Annotated in this window: 22 protein-coding genes and 2 pseudogenes; 6 read left to right on the forward strand and 18 right to left on the reverse strand. The window is 56.6% G+C overall.

Features of this window, described 5'->3' with window-relative positions:
- Positions 1–5 precede the first annotated feature (5 nt).
- The 3 genes and pseudogenes from GSVR_RS22450 to GSVR_RS17870 all read left to right on the forward strand — a co-directional run.
- Positions 6–107: pseudogene (locus GSVR_RS22450) on the forward strand (GxxExxY protein); the annotation flags it as partial.
- Positions 92–229, forward strand: coding sequence for a hypothetical protein (locus GSVR_RS22455; protein ID WP_203978717.1), 138 nt, complete (start codon positions 92–94; stop codon positions 227–229). The pseudogene GSVR_RS22450 and the gene GSVR_RS22455, both read left to right, overlap by 16 nt.
- Positions 214–1344, forward strand: coding sequence for an ABC transporter permease (locus GSVR_RS17870; RefSeq protein WP_173200209.1), 1131 nt, complete (start codon positions 214–216; stop codon positions 1342–1344). The genes GSVR_RS22455 and GSVR_RS17870 overlap by 16 nt, the downstream gene beginning before the upstream one ends.
- Before the next feature lie 81 nt (positions 1345–1425).
- Here the strand turns inward: GSVR_RS17870 and GSVR_RS17875 are convergent, their stop codons facing one another.
- From GSVR_RS17875 to GSVR_RS17895, 5 genes are all read right to left on the reverse strand, one after another.
- A complete protein-coding gene (locus tag GSVR_RS17875; RefSeq protein WP_173200211.1) occupies positions 1426–2745 on the reverse strand; it encodes a dicarboxylate/amino acid:cation symporter in 1320 nt (439 codons plus the stop codon).
- A gap of 348 nt (positions 2746–3093) precedes the next feature.
- Positions 3094–4503, reverse strand: coding sequence for a sigma-54 dependent transcriptional regulator (locus GSVR_RS17880; protein ID WP_173200213.1), 1410 nt, complete (start codon positions 4501–4503; stop codon positions 3094–3096).
- A 111-nt stretch (positions 4504–4614) separates the two neighbouring features.
- The gene (locus tag GSVR_RS17885; RefSeq protein ID WP_173200215.1) at positions 4615–6426 is read right to left on the reverse strand and encodes a transporter substrate-binding domain-containing protein; all 1812 of its coding nucleotides are present in this window, start codon (positions 6424–6426) and stop codon (positions 4615–4617) included.
- 105 nt (positions 6427–6531) lie between these two features.
- A complete protein-coding gene (locus GSVR_RS17890; RefSeq protein ID WP_173200217.1) occupies positions 6532–7266 on the reverse strand; it encodes a DUF72 domain-containing protein in 735 nt (244 codons plus the stop codon).
- Positions 7267–7379: 113 nt separating this feature from the next.
- On the reverse strand, positions 7380–7595 hold the full coding sequence (locus GSVR_RS17895) for a SlyX family protein (RefSeq protein ID WP_203978719.1): 216 nt from the start codon (positions 7593–7595) through the stop codon (positions 7380–7382).
- Between the two features lie 267 nt (positions 7596–7862).
- On the opposite strand from GSVR_RS17895, the gene GSVR_RS17900 reads away from it, so the two are divergent.
- Entirely contained in the window at positions 7863–8009 is a 147-nt protein-coding gene (locus tag GSVR_RS17900) for a hypothetical protein (protein WP_173200219.1), read from the forward strand.
- Between the two features lie 15 nt (positions 8010–8024).
- Here the strand turns inward: GSVR_RS17900 and GSVR_RS17905 are convergent, their stop codons facing one another.
- The 12 genes and pseudogenes from GSVR_RS17905 to GSVR_RS17960 form a co-directional block, all read right to left on the reverse strand.
- Positions 8025–9179 carry a MalY/PatB family protein gene (locus GSVR_RS17905; protein WP_173200221.1) on the reverse strand — a complete coding sequence of 385 codons (1155 nt, stop codon included), beginning with the start codon at positions 9177–9179 and terminating at the stop codon, positions 8025–8027.
- Between the two features lie 111 nt (positions 9180–9290).
- Positions 9291–9536 (reverse strand): DUF2442 domain-containing protein, encoded by a 246-nt coding sequence (locus tag GSVR_RS17910; protein WP_173200223.1) that lies wholly within the window; start codon positions 9534–9536, stop codon positions 9291–9293.
- An 11-nt stretch (positions 9537–9547) separates the two neighbouring features.
- A pseudogene (locus tag GSVR_RS22460) lies at positions 9548–9661 on the reverse strand (DUF4160 domain-containing protein); the annotation flags it as partial.
- Between the two features lie 84 nt (positions 9662–9745).
- Positions 9746–11134, reverse strand: coding sequence for a polynucleotide adenylyltransferase PcnB (gene pcnB, locus GSVR_RS17920; protein ID WP_173200225.1), 1389 nt, complete (start codon positions 11132–11134; stop codon positions 9746–9748).
- Positions 11135–11364: 230 nt separating this feature from the next.
- Positions 11365–12171 carry a hypothetical protein gene (locus GSVR_RS17925; protein ID WP_203978721.1) on the reverse strand — a complete coding sequence of 269 codons (807 nt, stop codon included), beginning with the start codon at positions 12169–12171 and terminating at the stop codon, positions 11365–11367.
- A gap of 75 nt (positions 12172–12246) precedes the next feature.
- Complete coding sequence (locus GSVR_RS17930) at positions 12247–12579, reverse strand: hypothetical protein (protein ID WP_173200227.1); 333 nt, start codon at positions 12577–12579, stop codon at positions 12247–12249.
- 241 nt (positions 12580–12820) lie between these two features.
- Positions 12821–13291, reverse strand: coding sequence for a hypothetical protein (locus GSVR_RS17935; RefSeq protein WP_173200229.1), 471 nt, complete (start codon positions 13289–13291; stop codon positions 12821–12823).
- Positions 13292–13480: 189 nt separating this feature from the next.
- Positions 13481–13918: an IS200/IS605 family transposase gene (gene tnpA / locus GSVR_RS17940; RefSeq protein ID WP_173196373.1), complete on the reverse strand. Its 438-nt coding sequence runs from the start codon at positions 13916–13918 to the stop codon at positions 13481–13483.
- 67 nt (positions 13919–13985) lie between these two features.
- Complete coding sequence (locus GSVR_RS17945; RefSeq protein WP_173201968.1) at positions 13986–14249, reverse strand: hypothetical protein; 264 nt, start codon at positions 14247–14249, stop codon at positions 13986–13988.
- A gap of 189 nt (positions 14250–14438) precedes the next feature.
- Positions 14439–14966, reverse strand: a complete 528-nt coding sequence (locus GSVR_RS17950; RefSeq protein ID WP_173201969.1) for a DUF4118 domain-containing protein — start codon at positions 14964–14966, stop codon at positions 14439–14441.
- Complete coding sequence (ovoA, locus tag GSVR_RS17955; RefSeq protein ID WP_173201970.1) at positions 14963–17071, reverse strand: 5-histidylcysteine sulfoxide synthase; 2109 nt, start codon at positions 17069–17071, stop codon at positions 14963–14965. Before ovoA ends, GSVR_RS17950 begins: the two co-directional genes overlap by 4 nt.
- Positions 17072–17095: 24 nt before the next feature.
- Complete coding sequence (locus tag GSVR_RS17960) at positions 17096–17704, reverse strand: carbonic anhydrase (protein WP_173201971.1); 609 nt, start codon at positions 17702–17704, stop codon at positions 17096–17098.
- Between the two features lie 319 nt (positions 17705–18023).
- Between GSVR_RS17960 and GSVR_RS17965 the strand changes: the two genes are divergently transcribed.
- A complete protein-coding gene (locus tag GSVR_RS17965; protein WP_173201972.1) occupies positions 18024–18515 on the forward strand; it encodes a peptidylprolyl isomerase in 492 nt (163 codons plus the stop codon).
- Between the two features lie 130 nt (positions 18516–18645).
- On the forward strand, positions 18646–18885 hold the full coding sequence (locus GSVR_RS17970; RefSeq protein WP_173201973.1) for a DUF3820 family protein: 240 nt from the start codon (positions 18646–18648) through the stop codon (positions 18883–18885).
- 305 nt (positions 18886–19190) lie between these two features.
- On the opposite strand, the gene GSVR_RS17975 is transcribed toward GSVR_RS17970, so the two are convergent.
- Positions 19191–20021: an alpha/beta hydrolase gene (locus GSVR_RS17975; protein WP_239077377.1), complete on the reverse strand. Its 831-nt coding sequence runs from the start codon at positions 20019–20021 to the stop codon at positions 19191–19193.
- Positions 20022–20037: the final 16 nt, after the last annotated feature.

Here is a 20037-nt window from a genome sequence, read left to right on the forward strand (position 1 = left end):
GAACAGAGATTATAGCCGCAGCCATTGAGGTCAACAGACTCCTTGGCACGGGGCTGCTTGAAGCGATTTACGAGAGTGCGTTTCGGCTCAGGTGCTCTCATATCTGAAATGTGCCGGGCTAAAGCGGGCATTGCTGCTGAACTTTGGAGAAATGAGGTTGCAGACGGTATTAAGAGATTCTCTCTGTGTCCTCTGCGGCGAAAAGGTTTTGACATGTTCGAACGGCTGAAAGCCATGTTGATCAAGGAGTTCATCCAGGTCCTGCGCGACCCGCGCATGCGGATCGTGCTGTTCGTGCTGCCGGCACTGCAGACAGTGATCTTCGGCTATGCGGTAAACATGGACATCAGGAACATCTCCACTGCGGTCCTGGATCGGGACAACAGCGTAGAAAGCCGGGAGCTCGTCACCAGCATGGCCTCGTCCGGCCACTTCCGGATTAAAGAACGCATTGCCCACGACCGGCAGATACGTACACTGCTCGACCGGGGTACGGTGCGTGTGGTGCTGGTGATCGAGCACGGCTTCGGCGAGCAGCTGGGCAGGGGGGAAACCGCGCCGGTACAGGTGCTGCTGGATGCCAGCGATTCCAATACGGCAGGGGTGGTGGCCGGTTACTTGGCGCGCCTGACCACCGATTTCAACAACCGCATTCAATCCTCTTACGCTGCCCGCCATCCGGATCGTGCCCTGAATGCGGGGCGGGTGGAACTCTCCAGCCGCGCGTGGTTCAATCCCAACCTTGCCAGCCCCCCCTTTTACGTGCCGGCGGTAATCACCAACATCCTGTTCGTGATCACGATGCTGCTCTCCTCCATGGCGATCGTGCGCGAAAAGGAGATCGGTACTATCGAGCAGGTGATCGTCACCCCGATCCGCAAAGGTGAATTCATCCTCGGCAAGACGCTCCCCTTCGTGCTGATCGGCTATATCGACGTGGCCCTGATCAGCCTCGTCGGACGACTGGTATTCGACGTGCCGATGCAGGGCAGTCCGGTCCTGCTGTTTGTTGCCACCACCCTGTTCCTGATGAGCTCGCTGGGGATCGGACTGCTGATCTCCACCGTCAGCCAGACCCAGCAGCAGGCCATGATGACCTCCTTCTTCATCATCTTTCCCGCCATGCTGCTGTCAGGCTTCGCCTTTCCGATCGAAAACATGCCCATGCCGGTGCAGTGGTTGACCATGATCAATCCCCTGCGCTTCTACATGGTGGTAATCCGGGGCATCTTTCTCAAAGGGACCGGGACAGCCGTCCTGTGGCCGCAACTGGCGGCCCTGGCCACCATCGGCCTGGCGGTGCTGGCGGTGGCAGTGGCCCGCTTCAGAAAGACGGTCGGGTAGCGCAAAGAAAAAGGGCCGGGAATCATCCCGGCCCTGAAAGGAGCGCACGTGGCAGTATGCGCCCGACTGCACTGCAACCGACTATTCGGCCTCGGCCGCCATGACAGGTTCCATAATGGCTTCCGGCTCCTCGGCCTCTGTTTCCGATTCGTTCTCCAGCACTCGCGTCATCCGCTTCAGGTCGAGTTCGTTCTCCCAGCGGGAAACCACCACGGTGGCTACACCGTTACCGACCAGATTGGTGAGAGCACGCGCCTCGGACATGAAGCGGTCGATCCCCAGAATCAGCGCCAGTCCGGCCACCGGTATGGTGGGAATGGCTGCGAAGGTGGCTGCCAGGGTCACGAAACCGCTTCCGGTTACCCCGGCTGCTCCCTTGGAAGTCAGAAGCAGGACCCCCAGGATGGTCAGGGTCTGGGTCAGGGTCAGGGGGGTATTGGTTGCCTGGGCCACGAAAACCGCCGCCATGGTCAGATAGATCGATGTGCCGTCCAGGTTGAAGGAGTAACCGGTGGGAATCACCAGGCCCACCACCGATTTCGTGCAGCCCAGGTTTTCCATCTTGGCCATCATGCGCGGCAGGACCGACTCGGAGGAGGAGGTTCCCAGCACGATCAGCAGCTCCTCCTTGATGTACTTGATGAACTTTACGATGCTGAAGCCGCACAGCTTGGCGATGCTTCCCAGCACGATGAAGATGAACAGCAGGCAGGTCAGGTAGAAGCTGCCCATCAGCATGGCCAGCTTGGTCAGGGAGCCCAGCCCGAACTTGCCGATGGTGAACGCCATGGCACCGAAGGCTCCGATGGGAGCGGCCTTCATGATAATGCCCACGATGCCGAACAAGGTATGGGAGATCTCGTCGATCAGCCTGAAAACGGCTTTACCGCGTTCACCCAGCATCGACAACGCGAATCCGAACAGGATCGCAAACACCAGCACCTGGAGTATGTCCCCTTTGGCAAAGGCATCCACCACGCTGGAGGGGATGATGTTGAGGACAAAGTCTGCAACACCCTGGGATTTGGCCTGTGCAGTGATGCTTGTCAACGCCTTGGTGTCCAGCTTGGTGACATCGGCATTCATGCCGACTCCCGGCTGGATGATGCTGACCACCAGCAGTCCGATGGCCAGCGCCAGAGTAGTGACCACCTCGAAGTAGAACAGGGCCTTTGCCCCCACCCGTCCGACCTTCTTCATGTCCTCCATGCCGGCGATACCGGTTACGACCGTGCAGAAGATCACCGGCGCAATGATCATCTTGATCAGCTTTATGAACCCGTCCCCCAGCGGCTTCATGGCCGCTCCCGTCTCGGGCGCGAAATGCCCCAGCAGCACCCCGATGGAGATTGCCGTCAAAACCTGGAAGTACAGATGCTGATAAAACCGTTTCCCCTTCATAACTCTCCTCTCACTCTAAATAGTATAAAACCGGCACTGTTCCGATTCATTTCATTCGCTCGAATTATAAAATCATATCAGCAAATAGAATACCAATTGAGTCACACACACCCAAGTTACTGAAATAACGTATAGAAACATGGTTTTGCTGCTTTAGAGAGGAATATGAATGGGTATAACGAAGGTTCTGGGGATTGGAAAGGCGGGGACAATCCGCTTATAAATCGGAGGGATCAACGGTTATAACCGGAGTTATATTCATAACCGCGGTTATAACCATTCAAACGGTCAATCGAGAAACGAAGGAGTTGGGCACAACGTGCCGGGTGATCCCGCCCGACGGATGTATCACGGATCGAGATTCCTGGCCATCTTCAGACGCTTGCTGAGGGCCGGCTGGGAGATGCCCAGCAAGCGCGCGGCAATGGTCTGGCTGCCCTTGGAACGTGCCATGGCCTCTGCCACCAGCATTTCGGCCGCCTCGGCAAAAGTCGGCAGGCGTTCCAGGTCGGCGAAGCGGTTCCGTTCCGGGACAGGGGCAACCTGGCGTCCGGTGCCGATGGCCTTGATAAAGGTGTCCATGGCAAGTATCCGCTCCTTGTGCAGACTGACCGCATCATAAACCATGGCCTTGAGCTCGCGGATGTTGCCGGGAAAGGGATAGGTGGCCAGCAATTGCGGCAGTTCCTTGGGGGGAGTCGGCTTCTTCTTGCCCAGCGAACGTGCGGCTTCTGCCAGGAAGTGCTCCAGCAGGAGCGGCAAATCAGCGCTGCGTTCCCTGAGGGGGGGCACGTGCACGCAATGGGTACGCAACCGGTAGTACAGGTCCCGGCGGAAGGAGCCGGCCGCCTCCCGGGCGGCGAGGTCGCAATGGGTGGCGACGATTATGCGCGCCTTGAGCCGCTTGGGACGGTCGCTGCCCAGCGGGAAATACTCCCCTTCCTGCAGCAGGCGCAGCAGCTTGACCTGCGAGGCGATGCTGAGGTCGCCGATCTCATCCAGGAACAGGGTACCGTCGGCCGCCTCCTCGATCAAGCCGGACCGGGCATGATCCGCGCCGGTATACGCTCCGCGCACATGTCCGAACAGGGTATCGGCAAAAACGGTGTCATCCAGACCGGCCACGTTCACCGCCACCAGCGGACCGGAGCAGCCGCTCAGGGCATGGGCTGCACGGGCGACCAGCTCTTTGCCCACGCCGCTTTCACCGGTGATCAGCAACGGCTGGGGGCTCTGGGCCACCGCCTCGATATAGGCGAAGATCGTGTGCATGGCGCGATCGCAGGTCACGATCCGGCCGAAGGCTTCCGGGTGCTGCAGCTCTCCCGAGAGAAATCGGCTCGACATCTGGCGGTTTTCGCGCTCAAGACTGAGAAAACGGATGGCGCGCAGGACACCGCTCACCAGTCGATCCTCCTCCACGGTTTTGACGAAATAGTCGAACGCTCCCAGCCGCATGCAACTGACCGCCGTTTCGACCTGATTCATGCCGCTCACCACGATGGTGGCGATCTCCGGATGCAGTTCGCCGATCTGTGCCAGCAGGTCGGCCCCGCTGAGATGGGGCATGGTCAGATCCAGCAGGATCAGCCCGATCTCATGCCGGGCAAGTACATCCATTACCTGGCGGCTGTCCTGGCAGGTAACGACGTTGGTGATGCCGGCCGAACGCGCCAGGGTGAGGCTCACCGACCTGAGCCAGGCCGGTTCGTCGTCCACCAGCAGCACGCCGAAAGATGGATAGGGGGTTGTGCTCATGATGATGTTTCCTCTGACAGGTTGTTGAAAAACAGCCATCTCGCTGCCGTCCTCGAAAGCCCCCCTTGTGCGGATGCGACGATCTGACTATTTTTGAACAACCGGAGTTTTTCAACAGTCTGCTAACGGACTGGGAAGTACAAGTGTCACGATCGTGCCGCCACCGGGAGGGCACTCGAAGGTCAACGTACCGCCATGTTCCTTGACGATGCCGGCCGAAATCGACAGCCCGAGTCCGGTTCCCCCGGTTTCCCGCTTGGTGGTGAAAAAGGGGTCGGTCAGGTGCGGCAGATGCTCCGGTGAGATGCCGGTCCCCTCATCACGGACCGTCAGGGAGGCGCTGAGGGTCAGGGGATCGCAGGCCGTGCGCAGGGAGATACTCCGGCCGGTATCGGGCAGGGCCTGACAGGCGTTGATGATCAGGTTCACCACCACCTGCTCGATCCTCTGCGCATTTCCGCACATCGTGGAGAGGTGCTCGTCGTACTCTGCGTTGAAACGGGTGGTGGCCCGCCGGATGGAGGGCTCCACCAGGCGGACGGCGGCCTGCACAACGGCATTGAGATCAAAAGGCTCCCTGCGGACGGCATCGTCGCGCCGGGCAAAATCCTTCAGGTCCTCCACAATGCGCTTGATGCGCTTGGCCCCTTCCGACATTTCCTCCAGCATCAGGGGGACCTCCTGGCGCATGCGGGCATAGCTCAGCCCACCCAGCAGAAAGTCCCCCTGTTCGCGATAGCGGGCCTCCAGCAGCTCTCCCGCATCGGCATACACTTCCCTGAGGATCGGCAGGTTGAGCAGAATCAACCCGTTGGGATTGTTGATCTCGTGGGCCACGCCGGAAACCAGAATCCCCAGGGATGCCATCTTGTCGGCCTGGACCAGTCTGTCCTGATGGCTGCGCAACTCTTCCAGGGCACGCTTGCGTTCCTGCACCTCCCGGGCCAGTTCCTCGGTGCGCAGCGCCACCCGCCGCTGCAGGGCCCGCGACCAGACCACCGTACCGATCAGGATCAGGAACAGCGGTACCAGAACTATCAGTCCGTACCTGACAACCCGGTCCCAGGATACCCGCTGCGGTTCCTGCACCCCCAGCCATTTGTCGTAAATGGCCTGATACTGGCCGGTCTTCATCAGGATCGCCAGCCCTTCGCTGAAGCGTGCCAGGAGCTCGGCATTGCCTTTTCTGACGCCGTAACAGTAGCGCTGCGAAACCACCCCTTTGGCCACCGGCACCAGGTTGGTCAGATGCAACTCGCGGATCAGGTACATGCCCGGCAGGATGGCTACCACGGCATACTCCCGCTGTCCCGAAGCCAGCATGCGCAGGGCATCGGCCGGGGTTGCGGTCAGGGTGAGGTTGGGGCCGTATCCCATCTTGACCAGCAGGTCGTGCATGATCCCACCCTTGAAGACGATCACCTGCTTGCCGCGCAGTTCCTCCAGCGAACGGACCGGAGGGGTGTCGCGGCGGGCGAAAACGGCATGGTAGACGATGTTGTGCGGCGGGGAGAAATCGATGGAATGGGAACGGTCGTCGGAATAGGAGATGCCCTGCAGGATATCGAGACTGCCGTCCTGGAGGGCGGCACGCATCTCCGACCAGCCCCCGAAGCGGAATTCCACCTTCATGCCCATCACGTCGGCAATCGCGCGGGTCAAATCCACATTGTAGCCGGCAGGCTGGCCGTTCTTGTCCAGAAATTCATAGGGGGGATAATCGGGATCGCCGCCGACGACGATCGTCCTTTTGGCGGACGGAGCCTCGCCATCCTCGGCGCGGAGGGAGAGCGGCGCCAGGCAGGACAAGCATGCCAGCAGCACCAGCAGCGCTTTGAACAAGATACGTGTCGCCCGGAGCGGGTGTTCGCCCTTCCGCCCCTCCGTTTTGCCGTGCCGTGCTGTTCCGCCCAAATGCCCCATACGCCTGCCCTGTAAAAATGCCTGACGTACTAGCATATACGCTGCGAAATAAAATGCCAAACGAGAAAAAAGGGAAAGTGACCGGGAAGGACGTTATGGAGGGAATCAGCCGACCGACAGCAGCGCCGTCAGTTCCTGGGCGTTTTGGGGGGCGTAGCCCATGTAGTCGTTGTTGAAGTAGATCTGCACATCGCGCCCGCCAGTCAAAAAAGACCGGATCTGTCGGGCATCGGCGGCCAGTTCCTCACGGGTATAGCAACTGTTGTAGCGCCCTTCCAGTCCATGGCGGCGGATATAGACGAAGTCGGCGGTAAGTGGGGCGTGGACCAGGAATCCGGGCGCATCGGCCAGGCACATGGCTGCATTGTGACGGCGGCACAGGTCGACCACCTCGTCCGTTGCCCAGCTTTCGTGCCTGAATTCGAGAACATGGCGTACCGGGTAGTTCCTGCAGCAGCGGAGAAAATTGTCCAGGCGTTCGAGGTTCAGGGAAAAATGGGGTGGGAGTTGCCAGAGCACTGCAGCGAGCTTTTCGCGCAGCGCCAGAGCGCCGTCGAAGAACCGCCTGAGCGGTTCCTCCGGATCGACCAGCCATTTTACGTGGGTGATATACCGGCTGCCCTTGACTGCAAAGACGAAATTCTCGGGTGTTTCATCATGCCACTTTTCAAAGGTCCGCGCCGGTAGGAGTCGATAGAAGGTAACATTCAGCTCGACACAGGAAAAAACCGAAAAATAATGGCTGAACCAGCGCCGTTGGGAAAGATGTTCGGGGTAGAAAGGTCCGCGCCAATGGGGATAATTGAATCCGCTGCAGCCGATGCGCAGATCTGGGGACATGAGGGGCAGCCTCGCAAGAAATAATGACGCCGTCCTAATTTTGTATCATAGAGCGTTTTCTTGGCAAGGGATGAGCGCGAAGAAAAGCTGACCGAGCATTCGCGCCTTTCCGCTCAGTAATGCGGGGGCGGCTGTTCCTCGTCCGGATCACAGATCGCCGAGGGGTTCATGGTGCGGAGCTGTTCACTGATCAGGGTGTAACTCCGCTCCAGACGGACAATGATCTGCTCCTGTCGGTAAACCGTTTCGTTCAGTTCCTGAATCGTGCGTTCCTGATGCATGAAACGCAGCTCCAATTCGGTGATGCGTTCTTCCAAACTCTCCGACATGTTTATCTCCCGTAAGTCCAACCCACGTTCCCGCGGATTGGAATAGTAAAATTATTTACCGTGCAAATTTTTTAACACACGCTGCAAATGCAGCATCACCGCACACAGATGAGTCTCCGGTACCGGTCGGTTGCTAAAATCGTCATCGTCATCTCAGGTGGCGCCCCTCCGTAACCACCTGTAATTGCTGCAACTCAAAAATGGCATGCCCTATGAATAATCTGGCGGCACATGGCAGGTGCACCCTCCGGAACAGGAGACGACACTATGAAAAAGCGCGCCCACATTCACGGTATACTGCTGCTGATCCTGGTCGAGGCCATCCTGTTGTTCGCCTGCGTCAATGATAACAGCCGCCTTGCCCCCGACAGGTCATTCCGCTACGACATCGCCACGGCCTATCCCCGCTACTGAACGACAACCCGGGACTCACCTGCTTGTCCAGGCGATCTGCATGCGCCGCAATGCCTCCGCCAGCAGCTCCCGGGGGCAGCCGAAGTTCAGCCTGACAAAGCCGGGCAGGCCGAAATCGGCCCCATCGGACAACCCAACCCCAGCCTCCTCGAAAAAGCGCCCCGGCTCCGCGATCCCACTCTGTCGGGCATCGATCCAGGCCAGGTAGGTCGCCTCCACCGGCGCCATCGACAGCCCCGCCATTTTCGCCACCGCGTCCTGCACCAGTTCCCGATTGCCCCGCAGAGATTCGATCAGCGCCTGACGCCATGGCTCGCCGTGGCGGTACGCAGCCAGGGCGGCGGTATAGCCCAACAGGTTGACGTGCGGCACGATCCCGGCCATGGCGCGCTTGAAAGCACGACGTAATTCCGGGTCGGAGATGACGGCAAAGGAGCAGCCCAGGCCGGGAATGTTGTAGGTCTTGCTGGGGGCATTGAGCGTGATCGTGCGGCGGGCGATCTCCGGTCTGAGGCTGGCAAAGGGGAGATGGCGCTTGTCGCTGTCAAGCACCAGCCCGGCATGGATCTCGTCTGAACAGACGATCAGGTCATGCCGTTCAACTAGCTCCGCCAGGCCTTCCAGTTCCTCCCGCGACCAGACCCGGCCGACCGGATTGTGGGGGCTGCACAACAGCAGCAGCCACGTGCGGGGGGTGATGGCCCGCTCCAGCCCGGCCAGGTCCAGCTCCCATCTTCCTTCCCGCAATTGCAGCGGCACCTTGACCGGCGTACGGCCGGAGAGTGCCGGCGCGGACATGAAAGGCGGATAGATGGGGGTGAAGGTAATCACCTCGTCATTCTGCGCGCCCACCGCTCGGCAGGCCACGTTCAGGCCGCACACCAGCCCCGGCAGCCACACCAGCCAACTGGGATCCACCTGCCAACCGTACTCCTGATGCAGCCGGTCCAGCACCGCTGATACCAGTTCATGGGGAGCATGGGTATAACCGAAGATGCGGTGATCGACCCGTTCCCGCAGTGCCTCGATCACCTCCGGCGGAGACGGGAAGTCCATGTCCGCCACCCACAGCGGCAGGATATCGCGGCCGGCATACTTGTCCCACTTCTCACTGGCCGAGTCACGGCGGTCGATGATGGTATCAAAATCAAAGGTCTGGGAGATTGTCATGGCAAGGATATGCTCCATAGGGAAAAATTACAGCCGCCTGAAGAGATCGATAGGATAAACAGAATAGTTAAAAAGCAAGGGAGGGTGCAAAAAGAGAATTACGGCCGATGATTATACTACCTTACTCGCCATACATCTCGCATAGACATATTCCGGATCCAAATCCACTCCACACTCCCATTCAATGGTGTCGAAAGATACGCGAACCCGTCGGAAGGCATCGTAATCCTTGATGCGATGAAAAACACCGAATTCCAGTACCGGTTTCATGTCCAGTTGCCCGGCTTCTCCATTCTCGAAGACAACTGAAAGAACATAATTATCGCCGGGAATAACTTCTTTCACTGCAGGACACATAGTCTCATCCTTTATTGAAGCGGTTGAATCTTGAATGGCTCCTCGCCGTTCATCACAAGATGCCAGTCAGCCATCAGCTCATCCTTGTGCAGTTCAGCCCATGCCAGCACAAGCTTCGTCTGCCTGCCCCTCCGCAGGGGGTGGCACAGAAGACAAGCCACGATGAATATAGGCAAAATAGCATCTTCTGAAAATATGATTTCTTCGATTTACCCGAGCTTTTTATCCGCCTTCGGCCTTCGTCGGCGGCGTCTCCGTCTCTTCCGCTGTGGCGCCTCGGTTTCCTCGGAGGAGTCGGCCGGCGGCGGCAGCGGCTCCTGCTGCTGCGCACGGGCTTCCCACCAGTCGAGCTGCCTGGCAACTTCCTTTTGGTCGCCGCGGGTGATCCGGCAGTATGCGATGATATCGTTGAAATCGTGGCGGGCGATGAACGCCTCCGGCCGGCGACCCGGTACCTTTTTCAGGCGCGTCTGCTGGGCAATGATGTCGCGCAGGGCAAACCCGACACGATTCGTGATCAGTACAATGGGACACACTTCACCCATGAACTCTCCGAGAGCGGCATACACGCTCTGCTGCCAGGGCGCGCCTTGGCGGCGAAAGTTCTCCGCCTTCTCATCCAGGTACTCGCCGAACAGCAGTGCCAGGAGCAACGGTTGGGAGATCTTGTCCCCCTGCTGGATGCGGGAATCGACGTAGGCCAGCATTTCGCCGAACCGGGTGTGGGGGAAGCCCTCGCTCTCGGCATCGAGCCAGGCCGAGAAATGGGGGAAGAGTGCCGCAAAGAGCCCGGTGTGGCGCAGCAGGTCGTAGCACTTGTCCCCCTCCCCCGAGAGCAGGAGCTTGAGCATCTCGTCGTAAAGGCGCGGTGGTGCCGCCCTGACGATGGTGTCGGCCGCGGCCACCAGCGCCTTCAGGGTCCCCTCCTCGATGGTAAAGCCGAGCTGGGCGGCAAACCGCACCGCACGCAACATCCGCACCGGGTCTTCCTGGAAACGGACAACCGGATCGCCGATGATGCGGATGATGCCGGCATTGAGATCGGCCAAGCCGCCGACGTAGTCGATGATCGAGAAATCGGCGATGTTGTAGGACAGCGCATTGACGGTGAAGTCCCGGCGCAGGGCATCCTCTTCGGGTGTGCCGTAGACGTTGTCCCGCAGGATCATGCCCTCCTCATCCTTCAGCATGCGCGGGTGCCGCTGCCGCTGTTCCGTCCCATTTCCCTCCTCCGGTTCGGGTTCCGGCTCGTTGGAAGCCTGGGAGCGGAAGGTCGCCACTTCGATGATCTCGTCCAGGAAATGGATGTGCGCCAGACGGAAGCGCCGCCCGATCAGGCGGCAGTTGCGGAAGATCCGCTTTATCTCGCCGGGGGTGGCGTTGGTTACCACGTCGAAATCCTTCGGCTCCCGGCCGAGCAGCAGGTCGCGCACGCAGCCGCCCACGAGATAGCCGACAAAGCCGTTATCCTTCAAGCGGTAGAGGACCCGCAGGGCGTTCGGGCTCATGAGTTTGCGGGAAATGCCGTGGTCCTGCCGGGCAATGATTACTGAACTGCCCTCTTCCCTTTTCGACCTGATACTGCCACTTTTTTTCATATATTCACACCTTAGAGGCTTATTCTTAATCGTAGTCCGACAATCGATAAAGGCATCATCACGAAAAAGGACAGCAATGGCAACACTAAATCGCTTCTTTCCTCTTCAAGCAATTGAATTAGCCTGGACGGCGGCGGTTTTATACTAGGCAAACGTTTTGCATCCTGCCTGCTATTTCTTTATTTACGCCACATTAATCCTAATTCAGCCGATGCGCGTTGCAACTTCGTTCATAGTGTAATGGACAAATTGTCTACCAAGTCAGTAAGAACATACGGTTTAGAATCCTCAAAGGCCGATTCCATCGTTGCCGGAGCTGCACCCTTGCGAGTCCTAATAGGCTTTTTGCGCACAAACTGGCCTAGATGGTTAATATCTCGTTCCTGCCTAATTACACCACCTGTGCTTAAATCTCTGATGAGATATTTGTACAAGTCGGCTTCAGCTGAGTCTTCTCGTGGAACATCGCCATAGATTTCTGAGCATATTTCGAAGCGTGTAGAGGCGGGATTGCTGTAAATTTCTCGAATTATAGCAAAATGACTTTCGTGATAAAGCTCTAGCCAGTCAAGAAAAAGCCTAACTACGTCATCCGAACAGACCCTTGTGCCTGCAGAGTTAGTAACTATATTTACTGCGTAGCGTCGTTTTTCTGATATGTCAGCATCATTCCAGATGCGGAAAGCTTTCCTAACAAGACCGAGATACTCCTCGCTCTGAATCCTTTCGTCTACTGATTCTCCTAACATCTCAAATCTACGCTGTATTTCCTCCAGGGCTTCTCGAAGATCATTTAGTTTTCCTTGGTGCTCTTCAAGCCATTGGGTCTGTAAATTATTCTGCTTTATCGAGCTGCCCTCTGCCTTATAACTTGCTGCGGCACTCAAAAAGCCACCGACCCAGGGTATGCTGCCTAAATCTGCTAGAACAAACTTCTCAATGATTCGCTTTTTACGAGTAGGCTCAGATTTGGCTAACTCTTCGCGAAGCCGTTCCACAATGGTGTTTTCGTCAGAATGCAATTGTATATCCGGCATTTTCACCTCATGATCTTCGATAAGAGCAGAGCAATTCGCGCTGAATTCCCATTTCTCTCGCCCACGGGCCGGAGATCACCGGACGGTTTTTCGACCCGGAGCATTTTCCTGGTTGAATGCTCCTCTTTTTCTCTTGTATGCAAACCACAGCCCTAAACATCCGATTGCAACCCCTCCCCCGATACCCCTTCCAGTTTGATATCCTGCTGGCATAGCTCTGAATACATATGCCACTACAGCAATTACGGCAGACATTGCAATGAAACAGACGCTTGCAAAGGTTAAAATTGGTGCTGAAATATGTTGTCCGCCGACCTTCCCGGTGAAAAATTGATATGCAAGCAATAAAAGGATTATTCCTATTATTCCAATGAATACTGTGATGAAAGCAAAGAGACCATCAGGCAATTCATTTCGCAATAGTCTCAAAATGATAGACTTTGCGAAATACACTCCAGGGATAAAAAACAATAAGGCCAACTACCAGTGACATGATACCGGGAATAATGAGCCCAACTTTGCCTGTTGTATCCACTGGTTTGTCATCCACTTGATTTTCCTTTTCACATCCAACGGTATGGGAGATCACCTGACGGCTTTTGGGTTAGGTGTTGGACATACTTTCTAACTACACAATTCCAGTTAATATTCATATGCCAGAAGAGAAATATAGTTTGCATATATTCCAAAAAATATGATCTGATAGACATAGTTTTGCTTTTAAAAATAAATCGTTTGCGTTTTTACCACGTCCCCCATATTCTTTGTCAAATTTTAATTCCAAATTGTTTGGGTTAAGTTTTTTAATCATTTGAGATCTTGTCTCAAGTTCAGGTTCAATTAGTTTAATCCAGTTTGGTAGTGACTTGTTTGAAATATATATCGGCTTAATCCATCCGTGTAATTCAATATTATTTCCTGGTATTAAATCTCCTTTAATATTTAACCAATAGTATTTTGCAATAACTTTATCAGTTGGCACGATATTAAACTCTTCTACAATGTAATTAACTAGATTATCAGTAGACTTAAGGAAATACCAAGTTAACTCTGCAAACTCTAAGATTCTTTCCCTAGTTGGGGGCGCTTTATCTTCATGTTCAAGTTCATTTCTAATCAAAATAAGCTTCTCTAGCATCATAGGCTTGACAATGTCTAGTAATGCTAGCTGTTCCAGCAATCTATTAGGAGTTCTGCTTTTAAAAATTATGTTAAAGTAAGCATCCCCCGGCAAAGCCGGGGGCTTTCAAAGTCGTGAACCGCTCGAAGCGGTTTTTTCAAAAGATTATCTGACCACCACGAGTGGTGGTCATTCTTCGGGCAAAAATGTCAATTGATCCAGACGTTTGTCTTCGTCTTCCTGGTTCCTGATGTAGTTGGCAATTGTTTCCTCGTCAGCACCGACAGTGGATACAAAGTAGCCACGTGCCCAAAAGCTCATACCAGCAAAGTTCTTCTTCTGACCAAGGTACATTCGCGCAATATGGATTGCACTTTTGCCCTTGATGAAACCGATCACCTGTGCAACGGAGTATTTTGGTGGGATCGATATCAATATGTGAATATGATCAGGTTGAAGGTGCCCTTCCACTATCTTGCACTCTTTCTGCCTGGCTAGACTATGAAACAAGTCGGCAAGATATTTCCGGATTCGACCAAACAGCACCTTGCGGCGACATTTTGGAATCCATACAACGTGATACTTGCAATCCCATTTCGTGTGGCATAAACTTTGTGTGTCGTCCATTGAAGCCTCCTTTTCGTGTACTTTGAGCGGTTCACGTTAGGGAGGCTTCTACATATTTCAGGAACTGTCAAACTATTGGGGTCCCCCGGCAGAGCCGGGGGTTTACCCTAAGGAAATTATAAATTTCATTTAGTGTTTTTAGCCGGCTGTTAATTGCTCTTTTCAAATTAGCTATACAGTCGATCAGATGGAGATCATTGGCTGCACTGTCAAGGATTGTTTCAGCATGAACTAAAATTTCATAGGCTCTTTTATTTCTAATGGCGTTTCCAGAACTGAAAGAGCCACTCATTGTTGGCTTCCATAAAAGCACATCACTAGTTAAGTACATTTTTATCTCCATCCTAATGTTACATAAACAACAGCGCTATGTGTTTGTGTAGGCACTATGTCTCATTTATTGTCCAACTCGTTATTGACCAGTTCACGCACACGCACGTGAACTGGCGATCCACCCGAATGGAACATTTCTTCCAGACAAGTACCGAACTTCTCCTCAAGGCCCTTGGCTTTGCCTTCATCATTTACTCTTGCTCAAATCCCCACCACCATCGCGTTGCCTCAGCAGATTGAGTTCCTGCCGGACCTGCAGCAGTTCCGAGAGCATCCGCTCCTCGTTCAGCACCAGCTCCCTGATGCGGGCCACCGTCAGGGCGGTGGTCAGAAACGACAGCAGGCGCATGAACATCTCCCAGTAGATGAAGTAAGCCCGCGAATAGGGATGGAAGGTGTACCTGTCCGACAGGTACCAGACGATGGCGGAGCCGACGGCTATCTGAATTCCGGCCCGCCGGCCGCAATACCACGCGGAGATGGCGACCGGGATGAAGTAAAAGATGAAGAATCCGAACTCGTAGCCCGTGATGTAGTCCAGCCAGCCGATCAGGGCCAGTACCGCCAGGCTGATCAGCCTGACACCGGTGCACTGCCTGTAGAAGACCGTCGGGTGGGCGTACCGCCATCGTTTGGTAGAACTCAGCGTCGCGTCCGCCGGCCGTTGCGCCAGTCCCTGGCAGACACCGCTCAGGGTTTGACTATCCGCTTTCACACCAACTCCCATACCGTCACCTCGGCCACCGAATGCTGAAACTTCCTGCGGGTCTCGCGGATCACGAACGGCACGTCGCGCGGCTCGCCCTTCATGCGGAAGTGCGGCGCCAGCGCTTCCTTGAGCCCATCCAGGGTCCAGACCGGCTCCCCGGCATCGCGGTAGCCCCCCAGCCACTCATCCCTCCTGGTGTACTCCTCGGACCAACTGTAGGGGGAGGCTATCACCAGCAGCCCTCCCGGATTGATGCGCTCGTGAATCGTGGTCAGAAACCTGCGCGGCGAGTAAAGCCGGTCGATCAGATTGGCCGCCATCACCAGGTCGTAGCCGGTGAATTTCTCCGGCAAGTTGCAGGCGTCGGCCTGAGAGAACCGCACCCGCTCACGCGCACTCTCCAGCCCAAGCTCGGTGAGACCGATCTCGTGGAAGGAGACGACCTCCCCCTCCTCCGGGAAGGCGTAGCGCAGGTAGCCCACCTCCTGCATGCGGGCCGCCAGGCGGAAGAAGCGGGTCGAGAAATCCAGCCCGGTTACCTGCTCGAAACCTCCCCTGGCCAGCTCGAAGGCGGCCCGGCCAACGGCACAGCCCAGATCCAGGGCATGGCCGAATGTCCGCCCTTGCATCTGTTCGAGGCAAATACCGGCCATCGTGACGGAGAAATTGGGAACACCGAAATGCCGGGGGCCGTAGTGGGCGTCGCAATACTGGGCTGCCAGGGCGTCGCTCTCGTATTGATCGTCGTGGATGACGACCGCCGCGGCGCTCTCCACATAGCGGAAACCGGCATGCTGGAAGAAGTGGCGCCGGAAGGCGTAGCGCGAATCGCGCGTGGCCTCGTTCCCGGTTGAAATCCAGGAGCCCCCCTTGATCAGGTTGTGCTTGGTGTCGAAGGTGGGGGTCGAGAAGTCGTCATACCAGGGGTGAATCTCGAAACCGTGGAAGGGATAGATCGGGGTTTCGGTCCACTGCCAGACATTGCCGATCACGTCGAAGAACTCGCCGGTTTTGAATCTGTCTACCGGGCAGGACGAGCACCAATGCTCCAGGTTGACGTTGCCGGGGGCCTTGTCCCAGTAAGGCTGGTCCGGGATCTCGCAGACATCCCGCAGCCGGTTCCACTCGTCCTCGGTCGGCAAACGGATCGCCTTGCCGGTCCGGGCCGCTTTCCAGGTGCAGAAGGCCTTGGCCTCCAGGTAGTTGACCTCCACCGGCCAGTTCCAGGACAGCGGGATCTCGGAGGCCATGGTCCGCAGGCGCCAGCCGTCCTCGCCCTTGATCCAGAACAGCGGATGCCCGGCCTGCTTGAACTCGCGCCAGCTCCAGCCCTCCTCGGTCCACCACTGCCGGTCGTGGTAGCAGCCGGCCTCCACGAACTCCAGAAACTCACGGTTGGAGACCAAAAAGCGGGCTGCATTGTATTCGGCCACTTCGGCCTTGTGCGAGCCGTATTCGTTGTCCCAGCCGTACAGGGCATGATCGCGCGGTTTGCCCAGCACTACCGTGCCCCCCGGCACCGTCACCAGCTCGTTGGCAGGTGGCTCGCCCACCTCGCAGCAGATGTCCCAGAACGGGAGCTGCACCACTTGGTCGATCGGCAGCTGGCGAATCAGCACCGAGGAGGTTTCCAGATGGATGCGTTCGTGCTCGATGCCCATCATGATGGCCCACCAGGGGGATTCCCAGGTGATCGGCAGGGTCAGCGGCAGGGTGCGGATCAGTTGATCCACCACCTCGCGGACCTGGTCGCGGTAGGCCTTGACCTGCTGGCGAGAGGGCCAGTCGTAGTGCCGTTCGTCCAGGTCATCCCAGGACATCTCGTCCACTCCCACGGCGAACATCGATTCGTATTTCGGGTTGATGCGCCGGTCGATCACCCGGGCGATGGTCAGCTTGTTGATGAAAAAGGTGGCTGTATGGCCGAAATAGAAAATCAGCGGGTGCCGCAGCCGGTCGGCCCGCAGGTAGAAAGTCTGGTCGTACCTGAGGGTATCGTACAGTTTTTCGTCAATGTCGAACGTCTTGTGGAAGTATTCCAGGATCTCGGCCCGCTTCGTTTCGGGATCACCCTGGTCGAGAATCGTGGTGCGGGTGGCGTGCAGATTCATGGTGAACCTCCTCTGATCTGTCTGTCAGTAACGGCAAGCGATTGTGTTGCGCTGCACAACCTTGATGTCACCGCTGGACATGTCGTACACCCATCCGTGCAGTGCCATGATGCCGGCCTCCATTGCCGTCCGGACAAAGGGGTACTCCTGAAGATGTTCCAGTTGCAGGCGGACATTCTCCTCGACAATCAAGTTCATGCGCTGTCCCGGCGGGAGTTCGATATGCAGTTCCCTGAGCTTGTCGTCCACCCTGTCGCGCGCCTTGCAGGCATTGTTCAGCCAGATGGGGATATAGCGGTCCTCCTTGCTGTCTCCGTCCAGCGCCGCTATGCCGCCGCAGCCGTAATGTCCGCAGACAACGATGTCCGGAATCCGCAGGTGATTGATCGAGAACTCCAGCACGGCCGACAGGTTCCAATCGTTGGTGGCCACGATGTTGGCGACATTGCGGTGCACGAAGACCTCACCCGGCCTGGTCTGCGTGATGGTATTGACCGGTACGCGCGAATCGGAACAGCCGATCCAGAGCACGGTCGGACGCTGCTGCTTGGCCAGGTCCTCGAAATAGTCCCGCTCCCGGTCGAAGACCTCCGATACGAAACGTCTGTTCCCTTCCAGAAGTGCGGTAATCATGCCTCAACCTCCAGACCGTATGGCTCAAGAAAAGCACCTGTACACTAAGTATTTTTAAATATAGAGTCAAGTGATGAACATGCCGGCAACCTTCCTGAACCCGTGACCGCAACTCCCAAAGATATCTGCTCGATCGGAGAAGCTGTAAAATTCCGTGCGCGCAAAAAGTAGGTTGAATCCGGGGATAAATCGGGTATGATGAAATCGGTTCAGGCTGGAAACAATTGCGGGCATGCCCTTGAGCAGTGCTCGCTTCCTTTTTCCTGCAGTCCGTCCCATACCGGCTCACAAGCCGTACAACACTTTGAAAGGCATGACAATGGCCCAGGCAAAAAAAGGCGACAAAGTACGTATCAATTATACTGGCACACTGGAAGACGGCACGGTATTCGATTCGACTCTTGAAGATCAGGAGTGCGAAACTGAAGAATGCGAATCCGAAGATTGCGGCTGCGGTTGCGGTGAAGAAACCGGACCGATGGAACTGACCATCGGTGGAGGAGAGTTTTTCACCCAGATCGAGGAGGCCCTGGTGGGTATGGCCCCGGGCGAGAAGAAAAGCGTGACCATTCCGGCCAAGGACGCCTTTGGCGAGTATGACACCGAGAAGGTCTTCAATGTGCCCCGCAGCGACATGCCGGAAGACCTGAAACCGGAAGTGGGGGATGAACTGACCATCTCCAACGAAGACGACGAAGAGTTCGAAGTGACTGTTGTTGAAGTACAGGAGGACAGCGTCACTTTCGACACCAACCATCCTCTCGCAGGTGAAGACCTGACCTTCGAAATCGAGCTGCTGGAAATCATCTAGTAGCCGAATTGCGACGTTGCTGCAGCGACCCCGGAGAATCCTTTCCGGGGTCGCTGCCGTTTCGGGCGGAAATGCTCCGAATCCCGCGCCCCCCACTCTTACCCTCACACGAACATTACCGAGACCAACCATGGTGACCCTGGAATACGATCCGCAGTTTTTGATGGAACTGGCACGCACCCGCATGCCCTTCGGCAAGTACCGAGGACGCCTGCTGATCGATCTGCCGGAACCCTATGTCGTCTGGTTCAGCCGTCAGGGATTTCCCAAAGGCAAGTTGGGGGAGATGTTGGGAACGGTCTACGAGATCAAGGTCAATGGAATGGAGTCGCTCTTCGATCCGCTACGCGGAAATGACGAAAAATCGTGAAAAAACGCCAAGATTGCGTCTCAGACACAGTTGTTCATTATAGCGGCAAAAATTTTAAAAGAATAGGCTGTTATTTTTGGTTTTCGGGGATATAGTTGAATCAGGTAGCGCTACCAAGCAACTGACTGCCGACGCAAAGGAGGGTTAGACTATAGAGGAAGCTGCTCCCGAATGCCATAGTCAGAAGCAGTATCCGTCCGGAGGCGTCAGCGTACCGGAATGACCCTTGAACAGGGTGCACGGAAACAGACAAAAGGGGCCCGCGAAACAGTGCGGGCCTTTCATTTTTGTTTTTCAACAACCTTCTAGTCCACCGCTCCTACCCCCGCATCTTTCAGAAAGCCTGCAATCTGCCGATAGAATTGATCCCAGTCCGGCGGGAAGTCGTTGTGACCGCAGGGATACTCGATCAGCCTGGCGTGCGGCGCCAGTTGTGCCAGCCGGCGGCTGTGCCAGGGGGGTACGGTTGTGTCGCGGCTGCCGTGCATCAGCAGGACCGGCTGCCGATACTGCGCCAGTACGGCGGCGTTATCGAAGGTGTCCCTGACGAGAAAACCGGGGACCAGAAACCTGCGGGCAAAGGGTCTGGTAGAGGTAAAGGTCGACTGCAGTATCAGCGCACGGCTGGGACGGCGGGCCGCCAGCGCACAGGCCGGGCCGCCCCCCAGCGAGCGCCCGAAGATCACGATCCAAGCGGGATCTACCTCCGGTCGTGCGGCAACGGCGTCATAGGCAGCCAGAGCAGTCCCGGTCAGGATCTCCTCGCTGGGGCTCCCCGGCGAGCCGCCGTAGCCTGGATACTCCACCAGCAGCACCCCCATACCCATCCGCCGGAAACCCTCCATCTGCTCCGGCAGAACATCGATCACCTCACCATTGCCGTGAAAGAAAATCAGCAGCGGGCGGCGCTCGCCCGGTTTCAGCCTGAGGGGCGGCATCAGCCATGCCTTGCCGCGGCCGGCAGCGCCGGCCAATTCCAGCGCTTCGACGCCGGCCGGAGGCTGATGGCCGGGTGGCACCTGAATAAAGCGGCCGGGATACAGGATCTGGCGCTGCAGCAGAAAGACCAGCAGCACATAGCCGAGATAGGCCGGGATTGTCACTATGATGCAGCGCTGTACGATGTGCAGGATCATGGGTCGTCCGGAATAA

It is taken from the genome of Geobacter sp. SVR, assembly GCF_016865365.1.
GTDB lineage: Bacteria > Desulfobacterota > Desulfuromonadia > Geobacterales > Pseudopelobacteraceae > Pelotalea.